Here is an 11700-nt window from a genome sequence, read left to right as displayed (position 1 = left end):
CTTCCACGCCGTGACGAAGGGGACGCCGACGGCGCCCGCCTCCAGCAGCGACAGCGCCTTGGGCTTGGCCCGCACGCTGTCGCGGTCGATCACCAGATGAGTGCCATGGCTCCCGTCACGCTGGATGCCCAGCTCGCCGCTCGATCCCCAGACTTCCAGGCCCAGCAGCTCCTCCGGGCCCTCGACCACGGTGCCGGCGAAGTCGCGCCCCGGTGTCCGCGGCCAGGACGCATGCGGCATCAGCCCCAGCGTCGCCTTGACGTCGCTGGGATTGACCGCCGCCGCCGCGACCTCGACCACCACCTCGTCTTCCGCCCGTCGGACCGGGCCGCTCTCGATCTCGAGTGACAGCGACGCGACATCGGCGGCCTTGCCGTGGACGCGCAGGCGCCGGCCGCTCCGGGTGCTGGTCGTGGGACGGGACGGGGCGGCGGACACGCTCATGACGCTCTCCAGGGCGTGAGGGGTGGCGGCAGTCTTTGCACAATCGATTGCAATACAATCCGGAGTCAAGATCGATCCCGGGCGGCGGCGCGGCTGGCCGATCAGCGGCGCCGCAGTTCCACGCCCAGATCCCGGGCGATGTAGATCTCCAGGAAGCCCGGCAGCAGCCCGGCCGCAGCCATCGCCACGAAGGGCTGGATCAGGCGCGGATCCTCGCGCTCGGTCAGCATCACGATGCGCCACAGGTTGAGCGGCGCGGAGTCGGAGCCGCCGGCGCCGTGGACGACATGGAACAGCGGCTGGTGATCGCCGGCGCGGATACGCTCTCCGGCCTCGGTCACCATCTCGGCGCGGCCGAGGAAATAGACCTCCTGGTCGGCATGATTGATGAAGACGTCTTCCAGGATCCGGCCGCGATCCGGGCTGATCCAGGCGGCCTGGTCGGACGCGCGGAAGAAGCGCTCATGCCCGTCCGCCAGGCGGTGACGTCCCCAGGACATGCCCTCGGACACGACATAGGGGATGTAGGTCGCGGGATCCCAGGCTTTCTTCGCCTCCATGTCCCAGACCATCGACCGGGTGACATGGACCGGGGCAGCGACCTCATAGCGATCCTTCAGCACCCGGTTGACGTCGACGGCCGGCAACTCGAACCGGGTGCAGTTCGGGTCGGCCCAGGCTCGGTCGAACTCCGCCTTGGCATCGGCGAAAACGTAGGCGGCGTGGTCCGGGCTGCTCATGACGCACCTGCAACGGGGATGGATGAGTTTGGATCGGCACTGTAGCGAAATGCCTTGTGATCTGCAATCGATTGTAATAGAGATTCGAGATCAGGAGGCGCTGATGATCATTGCCAATCAGGAGATGGTGACCGAGGCGGTGCTGCAGGCCATGGCCGACGCACCGAACCCCCGGCTCCGCGAAATCATGACCGCGCTGGTGCGGCATGCCCATGCCTTTGCCCGCGAGGTCCGGCTGACCGAGACGGAGTTCGAGCAGGGCGTCGATTTCCTCAACCGCATCGGCCAGGCCACCAATGACAGCCACAACGAAGGCGTCCTGTTCTCCGACGCCATCGGCTTCTCGACGCTGATCTGCCTGCTGAACAACGGCAATGCCGGGGCGACCGAGACCGCCTCGGCCCTGCTGGGCCCGTTCTGGCGGAGGCATTCGCCGCGGACAAAGAATGGCGGCTCGATCGTCCGGTCACCGACCCCGGGGCCGGAGCTGTTCGCCCAGTGCCGCATCACCGACCCGCAAGGGTTGCCGCTGGCGGAGGTCGAGGTCGATGTCTGGCAGTCTTCCCCGGTCGGGCTGTACGAGAACCAGGACGACAGCCAGGCCGACATGAACCTGCGCGGCAAGTTCACCACCGACCGGGATGGCCGGTTCTGGTTCCGCTCGGTCCTGCCTGCCGGCTATCCCGTGCCGACGCATGGCCCGGTCGGCGACCTGCTGCGGGCGCAGCAGCGCCACCCCTACCGGCCGGCGCATCTGCACGTGCTGGGCTACAAGCAAGGCTACAAGACCCTGATCACCCAGGTGTTCGTCGCCGAGGATGAGCGGCTGGAAACCGATGTGGTGTTCGGCGTCACCCGGCATCTGGTCGGCGACTATGTGCGCCATGACAGCGGCACGCCGCCAGAACCCGGCGTCGCCACGCCCTGGTACAGCCTCGCCTACGACTTCGTGATGGAGCCGGGCGAGGCGGCGCTTCCCGTTCCCCCGATCAAGTGAGCCGCAGCATGGCCTATCCCCGGGATCTGACCGGCAAACTCGCCCTCATCGTCGGCGGTGCCGGCGCGATCGGTGCCGCCACCGGCCGGATGCTGGCCGAAGCCGGCGCCACCATCCTCGTCACCCATAGGCCGGGGGAGGATCACGGCCGCGCCGCCGCCGATGTCGTCGCCGGCCTGCCGGGCGGGCGCGACCACGCCGCCTATCCTGCCGATGTGGTGGACACCGCGTCTCTCGTCGCGCTGCGTGGGGAGATCGAACGGCGCTACGGCCGGCTCGACATCCTGGTCAACGCCGCCGGCTTCACCAAGCCGGTGCCGCACGCCGATCTCGACGCGCTGGACGACGCCTTCATCGACCGCATGTTCCAGGTCAACTGGCGCGGCCAGTTTGCGACGATCCGCAGCTTTGCACCGCTGCTGAAGGCCTCCGGCGACGGGCTGGTGGTCTCGATCTCCTCGATCGCGTCCTTCACCGGGGTCGGGTCGAACATCGCCTATTGCGCGGTCAAGGCCGGCATCGACGTCATGACCAAGGCGCTGGCCCGCGCCTTGGCGCCCGAGGTGCGGGTGCTGGCCGTGTCGCCCGGCGTGGTCGACACCGCCTTCGTTCCCGGCCGCGGCCCGGATTTCAACGACAAGGTCGCGGCCTCCACCCCGCTGCGGCGGATCGGCGGGGTCGAGGACATCGCCGCGGCGATCGCCGCCTGCGCCACCCATCTCGGCTATTCCACCGGCCATATCATCCAGGTGGATGGCGGCCGCGCGCTTTAGGGAGACCATGGCAATGCTGGACAAGGTCATCATCACCTGCGCGATCACCGGCAATTTGACGACGCCGGAGCAGACGCCGCACCTGCCGATCACGCCGGTGCAGATCGCGCAGTCGGCGCTGGAGGCGGCGAAGGCCGGCGCCGCGATCGCGCATATCCATGTGCGGGACCCGCAGACCGGCCGGCCGTCGATGGCGATCGAGCTGTATCGCGAGGTGGTCGACCGCATCCGCGACGGCAACCCGGATCTGATCCTCAACATCACCACCGGGCCGGGCGGGCGCTTCGTGCCCTCGGTCGACGACCCGAAGACCTACGCCCCCGGCACGACGCTGATGGTGCCGGAGCAGCGGGTGGAGCACATCGCCGTGCTGAAGCCGGAGATCTGCACCCTCGACCTCAACACCATGAATTCGGGCCGGGAGGTCGTGATCAACACGCCCGGCAATGTCCGACGCATGGCCAAGGTGATCCGCGACAGCGGGGTGAAGCCGGAGATCGAGCTGTTCGATTCCGGCGACATCGCCCTGCTGAACGACCTGGTGAAGGACGGCACGCTCGACCCCGCGCCGATGTGCTCGATCGTCATGGGCGTTAAATACGGATTCCAGCCGGGCCCGGAGACGGTGCTGTATGCCCGCGGCCAGCTGCCGGCGAACGCGACCTGGACCGCCTTCGGCATCGGCCGCACCACCTTCCCGATGGTGATGCAGTCCCTGCTCGCCGGTGGCCATGTCAGGGTCGGGCTGGAGGATGCGGTCTATATCGCGCGGGGCGAGCTGGCGCCGTCCAACGCCGCGCTGGTGGAGAAGGCGCGGCGGCTGGTCGAGGCGCTGGGACCGACGATCGCCACCCCGCAGGAGGCGCGGCGGCTGCTCGGCCTCGACCGGGCCGCGGCCTGACCATGGCCTGGTCCCTGGCCTCGGTCGCGCGCCTTGCCATCATCGTCCTGATCGGCCTGGCACCGCGGTTGGCCCTGGCCGACGACACCGGCATCGAGATCCGTCGCGACGTGGCCTATGCCCAGGCCGGTGCGACGCCGCTGCTGGGCGATCTCTATCTGCCGCGGCCTGCCGGCAAGGCACCTGTCATCGTGGCGGTGCATGGCGGCGCCTGGCAGTCGGGCAGCCGCGCCCTCTACCAGTATTGGGGGCCGTTCCTGGCGAAGCGGGGCTATGCCGTCTTCGCCATCGACTATCGCCTGTCGCAGCCGGGGCTGAAGACCTATCCCGAGGCGGTGTCCGACGTGCGCGCAGCCATCCGCTATCTCAAGGCTGACGCCAACGGCCTCGGCGTCGACGGCAGCCGCCTGGCCCTGATGGGCGATTCCGCCGGGGCCCAGCTGTCCGCCCTGGTCGCCCTGACCGACCGGGTGCCGGGGGAGACGGCCGACGAGGCCGGCGACGGCGGGGTCAAGGCGGCGATCCTGTTCTACGGCGTCTATGACATGGCGGCGCAGTGGCATCACGACCAGCTGGCCCGGCCGAACGACCAGATCACTCAGAAGTTCATCGGCACCTCGCCGATCCAGGATCGCCGCGCCTATTTCGACGCCTCGCCGATCAGCTATCCCCAGCAGGATGGCCGCGGCGTCTCGTTCTTCCTGACCTGGGGCACGACCGACACCACGGTCGATCCGCACAGCCAGTCCGAGGCCTTCGCCGCGGCCTTGTCGGAAGCCGGGAAATACGTCCGCACCGTCGTGGTGCCCTTCGCACCGCATTTCTGGAGCATCGATCCGATCGAGGAGGAGGGCAGCTACACCGGCGTTGTGGCGCCCCGGTTGCTCCGCTTCCTCCAGGACAGGCTCTGAGGCGTGAGGGTGTCATGACCATCCATGGGCTGGACGGCGAACAGCCTGAAATTGCCGACGAGGTCTGGGTCGCCCCCAGCGCCGATGTCATCGGCCGCATCCGCCTCCACCGGGCCGTCAGCGTCTGGTTCGGCGCCGTGCTGCGCGGCGACAATGAGTGGATCGAGGTCGGGGCGGAATCGAACATCCAAGACAGCGCGGTGCTGCACACCGACATGGGGGCGCCGCTGGTGCTCGGCGAGCGCTGCTCGGTCGGGCATCGCGCCATCCTGCATGGCTGCATCATCGGCGAGGGCTCGCTGGTCGGGATGGGCGCGACGATCCTCAACCACGCCGTGATCGGCCGGCATTGCCTGGTCGGCGCCAACGCGCTGGTGACCGAGGGCAAGGTGTTCCCCGATCGGTCGCTGATCGTCGGCGCCCCGGCGCGGGTGGTAAAGACGCTCGACGAGGCGGCGGTCGAACGCTGCCTCGCGGTCGCGGCCCGCTACGTCGCCAATGGCCGCCGCTTCGCCGCCGGGCTGCGGCCGCTGAGCCACGGCTGAGGAACGTCCCGATGTCGACGAGGCTCCAGGTGAACGGCAGGGAGATCGACCTCGACAGCGCCGGCGGGTCGACCCTGTTGCTGGCCCTGCGCAACGAACTCGGTCTCAAGGGCACGCGCTTCGGCTGCGGCGAGGAGAATTGCGGCGCCTGCACGGTGCTGGTCGATGGCGGGCTGCACTATGCCTGCAGCCTGTTCGTCGAAGACACGGCGGGAAAGCGCGTCGAGACCGTGGAGGGGCTGCATGGACCAGTGGCCGATGCCCTGCGCGCCGGGCTGGTCGAGGCCGGGGCCGGCCAGTGCGGCTATTGCCTGAGCGGCATCTTCGTCACGGCGCATGAATTGCTGTCCCGGCCGGGGCGGCCAGAGATGGCAGAGGTGAAGCAGGCGCTGTCCCGCAACCTCTGCCGCTGCGGCGCCCATGGCAGCATCCTGCGCGGCATCGCGCGGGCGATCGACATCATCGCGGCGGGCGGCGGTTATGGCGAAGCCTGAGGCCGCGACCCTGCCGCCGGGCCCGAGCCGGCGTCTCGGCGCCTGGTTCGACCTCGGTGTGCCGGGCCAAATCACACTCAAGACCGGCAAGGTCGAGCTGGGGCAGGGCATCCTTACCGCGCTGCGCCAAATCGCGGCGGAGGAGCTGGACCTGCCCTTGTCCGCGATCGCAGTCGTGTCCGGCGACACGGCGGTTTCGCCTTTCGAAGGCGGCACCGTCGGCAGCATGTCGATCCAGGATTCGGGGCCGATGGTCCGCGCTGCTGCAGCCGAACTGCGGCAGCGGTTGATGCAGGCGGCGGCGTTGCGAGCGAATCTGTCGGCCAGTGAGCTGGCGATCGCCGCCGGGCAATTCCGTCACCGGGATAACGATCTCGGCGACAGTCTCTGGACCGTCGCAGCGGAGATCGATCTGGACGCGGAGATCACCGGCGCCGCACCGGCGAAGCGGCCGGACGAATACCGGATCGTCGGCACCAGTCCGGCCCAGATCGGGCTGGCCGACCGGATCGGCGGCGGCGCCTATATCCACGACATCGACCTGCCCGGCATGCTGCATGGCCGGATCCTGCGGCCGCCGCATCCGCAGGCCCGGCTGGGCGCGGTGGCGATCGACAGGGTCGCGTCGATGCCGGGTGTCGTCCATGTCCTGCAGGAAGGCGACCTGATCGGCGTCGTCGCGGCCGACGAACATGCGCTGTCGCTGGCGATGGAGCGGCTGGGCCGTGCCTGCGACTGGCAGCTGCCGCAGCCCAACGACCGCAGCCGGTCGGTGCAGGAGATCTTGGAGCAGCACGCCAGCCGGGACAGCGTCATCCGCGACGATGCCGGCGCGACGGAAGGGGCCGGCGGTGGCCGGCTGAAGGCGATCTACACCAAGCCGCTGATCGGCCATGGCTCGATCGGGCCGTCCTGCGGCATCGCCGTGGTCGAGCCCGACGGCATTTCGGTGTGGAGCCATTCCCAGTCGGTCTTCGCCCTGCGCGACCAGATCGCCCGGGTGACCGGAATTGCCGCCGACCGGGTCCGGGTGCGGCACGCCCGGGGCGCCGGCTGCTATGGCCACAACGGCGCCGACGACGCGGCGATGGATGCGGTGCTGCTGGCCCGGGCCGTGCCGGGCCGGCCGGTCCGGGTGCAGTGGACGCGGCGGGACGAGCTGGTGTCCGAACCGCTGGGGTCGCCGATGCGGGTACGGCTGGCGGCCACCGTCGACGGCGGCCGGATCACGGGCTGGGAGTTGGAGACGCGGTCGGGCACCCATATCCGCCGTCCCGGCTGGAACGGCGAGGTCAATCTGCTGGCCCCGGCCGCGGCGGCGGGGGCCTGGGCCTTCGACGGGCAGAAGGACCTGCCGATCCACAATGGCGGCACCAAGAACGCCGTCGCGCTGTACGACATGCCGCAGCGGGTCACCCATCAATTCGTGCCGGACCTGCCGTTCCGCCTGTCGACGCTGCGGTCGCTCGGCGCCTTCGCCAATGTTTTCGCCATCGAAAGCTTCATGGACGAGCTGGCCGATGCCGCCGGCATCGACCCGGTCACGTTCCGGCTGGCGCATCTGCCGGATCCGCGCGCCCGGGCGGTGATCGAGCGCGCGGCGGCGATCGGCGGCTGGTCGGAGCCGTGCCCGGACGGTTGGGGCCGGGGCCTGGGTTTTGCCCGGTTCAGGAACGCCGGGTCCTATTGCGCGGTCGTCGCCCTGGTTTCGGTCGAAGAGCAGGTCGAACTGCAGCGGCTGTGGGCGGTGGTGGATGCCGGGCTGGCGATCAACCCGGCCGGCGTCGCGGCGCAGATCGAAGGCGGCATGCTGCAGGCCGCGAGCTGGGCGCTGAAGGAGGCGGTGCCGACCGAAGGCACCCTGCTGACGGCGGAAACCTGGCGCGACTACCCGATCCTGGGCTTTGCCGAGGTGCCCGAGACCAGCGTCGAGGTGATCCAAAATTCCGGGGAGGAGTCGACCGGGGTCGGCGAAGCCTCGCTCGGCCCCACTGCCGGCGCCATCGGCAACGCCGTGGCGCGGGCGCTGGGCATCCGCATCCGCGACCTGCCGCTGACGCGCGACCGCGTGGTCGACGCGATCATGAACAGCTAGGCGGCCTGGCTAGAGCAGCACGACCTTGGGGAATTCCGCGACCAGGTGGTCGATGAAGGCCCGGACCGATGGCAGCAGGCCATGCCGGAACGGGATCAGGGCGCTGATGCTGGCGTCGCCCGCCGACCAGCCCGGCAGCAGCCGGACCAGATCGCCGGACAGGACCTCCTCCCGGCAGACATAGCCGGGCAGGGCCACGATCCCCAACCCGGACCGGGCGGCCTGCTTCAGCACCACCATGTCGTCGCTGGCCAAGCGCGGCTCGATCGGGATGGTGACGGTGGCCAGGTCGGGTTCGGCGGGCTTGCGCAGCCGCCAGACGGGCGCCACGCCGGTCCGCATCATGAACAGCGAGGCGTGCCCGACCAGGTTTTCGGGCCGGTCCGGGCTGCCGTGCCGTTCGATCCAGCCGGGGCCGGCGAACAGGAACCAGGGGGTCGGGGCCAGGGTGCGCTGCACCAGGGTCGAATCCGGCAGCGGCGCCGAATGGGCGCGGATGGCGACATCGTAGTTCTCGCCGACGATGTCAACGCGGGTGTCCGTGACATGCTGGACGAGGTTGACCTTGGGATAGCGGGCGATGAAGTCCGGGATCATCTGCTTCATCGCGAATTGCGCGGTGGCGACGGCGGCGGTGAAGCGGATCGTGCCGCTGGGCTCCGATAGCCGCTGGCGAATGGCGTTCTCCGCCTGCTCGGCCTGCTGCAGCATGCCGAGGGCGTGGCGGTAGAATTCGGTGCCGGCATCGGTCATCCCGAAATGCCGCGAGGTGCGGTTGAGCAGGCGCGCGCCCAGCCCGGCCTCGAGCTGCTGGATGCGGTGGCTCAGCGTGGATTTCGGCACCCGCAGCGCCCGCCCGGCGGCGGTGAAGCCGCCACGGTCGACGACCTGGACGAAGTAATAGAAGTCGTTCAGGTCGAGCATGACATCGGCCAATCCGTCGGACGCTAAGTCCACAACTTGGCAACTTCCTGGACAGTGGTCGAGGCCTCAGTTTCAGAGCCGGCCCGCCTGATACCGGCGGGCATCCCTCGAACGGAGTCCTCATGGAGCGACGCGATTTCCTGCAGCAGGCCGGCCTTGGCGCCGCCGCCGCAGCCCTCGTGGCGGCCCCGACCATCACGGCCGCGGCTGCCACGCCTGCCATCCCCCAGACCAACCACCCGGAGAACACTGACATGACCGGCGAACCGAAGCGGGCCTATGAGGCCCTGACATCCGACAATGCGGCCCTGTTGCTGGTCGACCACCAGATCGGCCTGATGACCGGCGTGCGCGACATCCCGGTCGGGGAGCTCAAGCACAATGTGATCGGGCTGGCCAAGGCGGCCCGGATCCTGAAGATCCCGACCATCGTCACCACCACCGCCGCCGGTAGCCTGTGGGGGCCGACGGTGCCCGAGCTGGTCGAGGCACTGCCCGGCATCGAGATCATCGACCGGTCCTCGGTCAATGCCTGGGACGAGCCGCGGATCGTCCAGGCGGTGCAGGCGACGGGCCGCCGGAAGCTGATCATCGCCGGCATCTCGCTCGAGGTCTGCGTCGCCTTTCCGGCGATCAGCGCGATCGGTGCCGGCTATGAGGTCTATGCCGCGGTCGATGCCTCCGGCACCTTCAGCGAGACCAAGCGCATCACCGGCCTGCTGCGCATGAACCAGGCTGGCGTGACCCTGTCGGACTACGCCACGCTGATGGTCGAGGTGCTGAAGGACAACGGGCACCCGGAAGCCGGCGCGGTCTATGGCGCGCTCGACATGCCCTTCGCCACGCTGGTCGGGCAGCTCTCCGCCGCCTACGCCCGGAAGCACGCGTAGCGATCAGGCCGGCGACTGGCAGGTCGGGGCCCCTTGTGGCGGGGCGATGACCTGCTGGACCGCCGGGGGCTGGGCCCGCGCCATGGCGATCACGTCGCCGCTGGTCGGTTCATGGCCCATGAATGTGGCGACGGCCAGGATCACGAACAGCCCGCCGGCGCCGAGCCAGCTCATCGCCACCTCGTCCCAGCTCAGGGTCAGGCGTTCGACCGGCGGGCTCCAGCCAGCGTCGGCAGGGACGGGACGATTGGGCAGGGTGGATGGTGCGTCTCGCATGGGACACCCTTTCACTGGATATCTCTCGCAGCATGGTCGCCGCGTGTCGCAGAGCTGTGCCGCGCAAGGACTGGTTTGTCGCAAAGTGTCGCCGGCCTTGCCGATAACCTCGGGGGCGACGGGTCGATCCGCGGCATCGATGTATCGACTTCCGCGGCGGCGCCTTTATTCCCGGCCCGACACAGTCTGATACAATTTTTCCCGCGGCCCCCGGCGCCGCCTTCGCTATCGTGGCCCCGGAGCGCCCGATGGAATCTGTCCCTCATATCGTCGTCGTCGACGACCACCGCGACATCCGCGACCTCGTCGGCCGGTACCTGTCCCAGCACGGCTACCGCGTTAGCGTCGCCGAGAGCGCCGAGGCGCTGCGCCGGGTGCTGGAGCGGGCCGCGCCCGACCTCGTCGTGCTCGACGTCATGATGCCGGGCGAGGATGGCCTGTCCGTCTGCCGGACCCTGCGCGGCACCACCGACCTGCCGGTGATCCTGCTGACCGCGATGGCGGAGGAGACCGACCGGATCGTCGGGCTGGAGATCGGCGCCGACGACTATCTGACCAAACCGTTCAACCCGCGCGAGCTGCTGGCCCGGATCAAGGCGGTGCTGCGCCGGGTCAACAGCCTGCCGCCGCAGCGTGGCCGGTTGAAGGCCAGGACGCTGCGCTTCGACCGCTGGCAGCTCGATGTCGGCCGGCGCGAGCTGATCGGCCGGGACGGCGTGGCGGTGCCGCTCAGCACCGCGGAGTTCCGGCTGCTGAACGCCTTCCTCGACCATGCCGGGCTGGTGCTCAGCCGCGACCAGCTGATGGACCTGACCGTCGGCCGCACCGCCGATGTCTTCGACCGCAGTATCGACAACCAGGTCAGCCGGCTGCGCAAGAAGATCGAAGCCGACCCGCGGACCCCGGCGCTGATCCGGACCCATTGGGGCGGCGGCTACAGCTTCACGGCGGAGGTCGAGCCGGCATGAGGCGGCTCTGGACCCGCAGTCTGGCGGCCCAGTTCATCGGCTTCATGCTGCTGGCCCTGGTCGTGTCGCAGGGCATCGGCTACCTCGTCTCCTGGGATGAGCGCGGCCATGCGCTGAAGGCCGCGGGCAAGAGCGATTTCCTCAGCCGGTCGGCGTCGCTGGCCCAGCTGCTGGAGACGATGCCCCCGGCGCAGCGCGGCGATATCCTGCATGGCATCACCACCGCCTATACCCGCTACTGGATCTCGGACACCGATCCCGGGGACGGTGTGGCCTGGAGCCAGGAGGCGTGGGCGCAACTGGCCAAGCCGCTGCCGGTGCTGCGCTTCGGCAAAGCGCCGGTGGCGCGGGAGGATGCGTTGGCGCAGCAGGGCGGGGCCGGCAATGCCGTCGCCGCGACGGAGCCCTGGATCGAGCTGCCGGCCGACAGCTGGCCGCTGCCGCACCCGGCGCGGTTCCTTCATCTCGACGACGCCTACAGCCTGGGGCTGGCGGCGCAGCTCGATGGCGGGGCGTGGCTCAACGTCGCCTTTGCCAAGTCCTACGGCAATTCGTTCTGGGCGCGGCAGCCGGCCGTGTCCCTGGCGATCACCGCGATCGTGCTGTCGCTGATCGGCGTCTTCGTCGCCCGCGGCATCACCCGGCCGATGCGGCGCCTGGCGGTGGCGGCCGAGGCGCTGGGCCGCGGCGAGGCCGTGACGCCTCTGCCCGAGGCCGGGCCCGACGACATCCGCAACACCGC

The 11700-nt window shown here is 69.6% G+C and carries 14 protein-coding genes; 10 read left to right on the top strand and 4 right to left on the bottom strand.

What is annotated here, in order from left to right; all coding sequences use genetic code 11:
• Positions 1-444: alcohol dehydrogenase catalytic domain-containing protein (locus AC3XYG_RS38405; RefSeq protein ID WP_489145174.1), on the bottom strand; the 444-nt coding region annotated here is incomplete at its 3' end.
• 101 nt (positions 445-545) lie between these two features.
• Positions 546-1184, bottom strand: coding sequence for a hypothetical protein (locus tag AC3XYG_RS38400; RefSeq protein ID WP_489145173.1), 639 nt, complete (start codon positions 1182-1184; stop codon positions 546-548).
• A 103-nt stretch (positions 1185-1287) separates the two neighbouring features.
• Between AC3XYG_RS38400 and AC3XYG_RS38395 the strand changes: the two genes are divergently transcribed.
• The 7 genes from AC3XYG_RS38395 to AC3XYG_RS38365 are packed head-to-tail and all read left to right on the top strand — an operon-like array spanning position 1288 to position 7900.
• On the top strand, positions 1288-2181 hold the full coding sequence (locus AC3XYG_RS38395; RefSeq protein WP_489145172.1) for a dioxygenase family protein: 894 nt from the start codon (positions 1288-1290) through the stop codon (positions 2179-2181).
• 8 nt (positions 2182-2189) lie between these two features.
• On the top strand, positions 2190-2954 hold the full coding sequence (locus tag AC3XYG_RS38390) for an SDR family NAD(P)-dependent oxidoreductase (protein ID WP_489145171.1): 765 nt from the start codon (positions 2190-2192) through the stop codon (positions 2952-2954).
• Between the two features lie 13 nt (positions 2955-2967).
• The gene (locus AC3XYG_RS38385; RefSeq protein WP_489145170.1) at positions 2968-3855 is read left to right on the top strand and encodes a beta-keto acid cleavage family enzyme; all 888 of its coding nucleotides are present in this window, start codon (positions 2968-2970) and stop codon (positions 3853-3855) included.
• Positions 3856-3857: 2 nt separating this feature from the next.
• Complete coding sequence (locus AC3XYG_RS38380) at positions 3858-4766, top strand: alpha/beta hydrolase (protein ID WP_489145169.1); 909 nt, start codon at positions 3858-3860, stop codon at positions 4764-4766.
• 14 nt (positions 4767-4780) lie between these two features.
• The gene (locus AC3XYG_RS38375; protein WP_489145168.1) at positions 4781-5311 is read left to right on the top strand and encodes a gamma carbonic anhydrase family protein; all 531 of its coding nucleotides are present in this window, start codon (positions 4781-4783) and stop codon (positions 5309-5311) included.
• A gap of 11 nt (positions 5312-5322) precedes the next feature.
• The gene (locus AC3XYG_RS38370; RefSeq protein WP_489145167.1) at positions 5323-5805 is read left to right on the top strand and encodes a (2Fe-2S)-binding protein; all 483 of its coding nucleotides are present in this window, start codon (positions 5323-5325) and stop codon (positions 5803-5805) included.
• Entirely contained in the window at positions 5792-7900 is a 2109-nt protein-coding gene (locus AC3XYG_RS38365; protein ID WP_489145166.1) for a xanthine dehydrogenase family protein molybdopterin-binding subunit, read from the top strand. Before AC3XYG_RS38370 ends, AC3XYG_RS38365 begins: the two co-directional genes overlap by 14 nt.
• A gap of 9 nt (positions 7901-7909) precedes the next feature.
• On the opposite strand, the gene AC3XYG_RS38360 is transcribed toward AC3XYG_RS38365, so the two are convergent.
• On the bottom strand, positions 7910-8824 hold the full coding sequence (locus AC3XYG_RS38360; RefSeq protein ID WP_489145165.1) for a LysR substrate-binding domain-containing protein: 915 nt from the start codon (positions 8822-8824) through the stop codon (positions 7910-7912).
• Positions 8825-8946: 122 nt separating this feature from the next.
• On the opposite strand from AC3XYG_RS38360, the gene AC3XYG_RS38355 reads away from it, so the two are divergent.
• Complete coding sequence (locus tag AC3XYG_RS38355) at positions 8947-9714, top strand: isochorismatase family protein (RefSeq protein ID WP_489145164.1); 768 nt, start codon at positions 8947-8949, stop codon at positions 9712-9714.
• A 3-nt stretch (positions 9715-9717) separates the two neighbouring features.
• On the opposite strand, the gene AC3XYG_RS38350 is transcribed toward AC3XYG_RS38355, so the two are convergent.
• A complete protein-coding gene (locus AC3XYG_RS38350; RefSeq protein WP_489145163.1) occupies positions 9718-9990 on the bottom strand; it encodes a hypothetical protein in 273 nt (90 codons plus the stop codon).
• A 248-nt stretch (positions 9991-10238) separates the two neighbouring features.
• On the opposite strand from AC3XYG_RS38350, the gene AC3XYG_RS38345 reads away from it, so the two are divergent.
• Both AC3XYG_RS38345 and AC3XYG_RS38340 read left to right on the top strand, forming a co-directional pair.
• The gene (locus tag AC3XYG_RS38345) at positions 10239-10958 is read left to right on the top strand and encodes a response regulator (RefSeq protein ID WP_489145162.1); all 720 of its coding nucleotides are present in this window, start codon (positions 10239-10241) and stop codon (positions 10956-10958) included.
• Positions 10955-11700: HAMP domain-containing protein (locus AC3XYG_RS38340; RefSeq protein ID WP_489145161.1), on the top strand; the 746-nt coding region annotated here is incomplete at its 3' end. The genes AC3XYG_RS38345 and AC3XYG_RS38340, both read left to right, overlap by 4 nt.

Source organism: Inquilinus sp. (assembly GCF_057815775.1).
Note: the sequence above shows the minus strand (reverse complement) of the source record. Positions and strands in the feature narration are given on the sequence as shown.

What these genes read in the sequence shown, in the direction of transcription:
- AC3XYG_RS38395 (WP_489145172.1), top strand. Translation starts at nt 1,288, where the DNA reads ATGATCATTGCCAATCAGGAGATGGTGACCGAGGCGGTGCTGCAGGCC.
- AC3XYG_RS38400 (WP_489145173.1), bottom strand. Translation starts at nt 1,184, where the DNA reads ATGAGCAGCCCGGACCACGCCGCCTACGTTTTCGCCGATGCCAAGGCG.
- AC3XYG_RS38345 (WP_489145162.1), top strand. Translation starts at nt 10,239, where the DNA reads ATGGAATCTGTCCCTCATATCGTCGTCGTCGACGACCACCGCGACATC.
- AC3XYG_RS38355 (WP_489145164.1), top strand. Translation starts at nt 8,947, where the DNA reads ATGGAGCGACGCGATTTCCTGCAGCAGGCCGGCCTTGGCGCCGCCGCC.
- AC3XYG_RS38390 (WP_489145171.1), top strand. Translation starts at nt 2,190, where the DNA reads ATGGCCTATCCCCGGGATCTGACCGGCAAACTCGCCCTCATCGTCGGC.
- AC3XYG_RS38350 (WP_489145163.1), bottom strand. Translation starts at nt 9,990, where the DNA reads ATGCGAGACGCACCATCCACCCTGCCCAATCGTCCCGTCCCTGCCGAC.
- AC3XYG_RS38365 (WP_489145166.1), top strand. Translation starts at nt 5,792, where the DNA reads ATGGCGAAGCCTGAGGCCGCGACCCTGCCGCCGGGCCCGAGCCGGCGT.
- AC3XYG_RS38370 (WP_489145167.1), top strand. Translation starts at nt 5,323, where the DNA reads ATGTCGACGAGGCTCCAGGTGAACGGCAGGGAGATCGACCTCGACAGC.
- AC3XYG_RS38380 (WP_489145169.1), top strand. Translation starts at nt 3,858, where the DNA reads ATGGCCTGGTCCCTGGCCTCGGTCGCGCGCCTTGCCATCATCGTCCTG.
- AC3XYG_RS38360 (WP_489145165.1), bottom strand. Translation starts at nt 8,824, where the DNA reads ATGCTCGACCTGAACGACTTCTATTACTTCGTCCAGGTCGTCGACCGT.
- AC3XYG_RS38375 (WP_489145168.1), top strand. Translation starts at nt 4,781, where the DNA reads ATGACCATCCATGGGCTGGACGGCGAACAGCCTGAAATTGCCGACGAG.
- AC3XYG_RS38385 (WP_489145170.1), top strand. Translation starts at nt 2,968, where the DNA reads ATGCTGGACAAGGTCATCATCACCTGCGCGATCACCGGCAATTTGACG.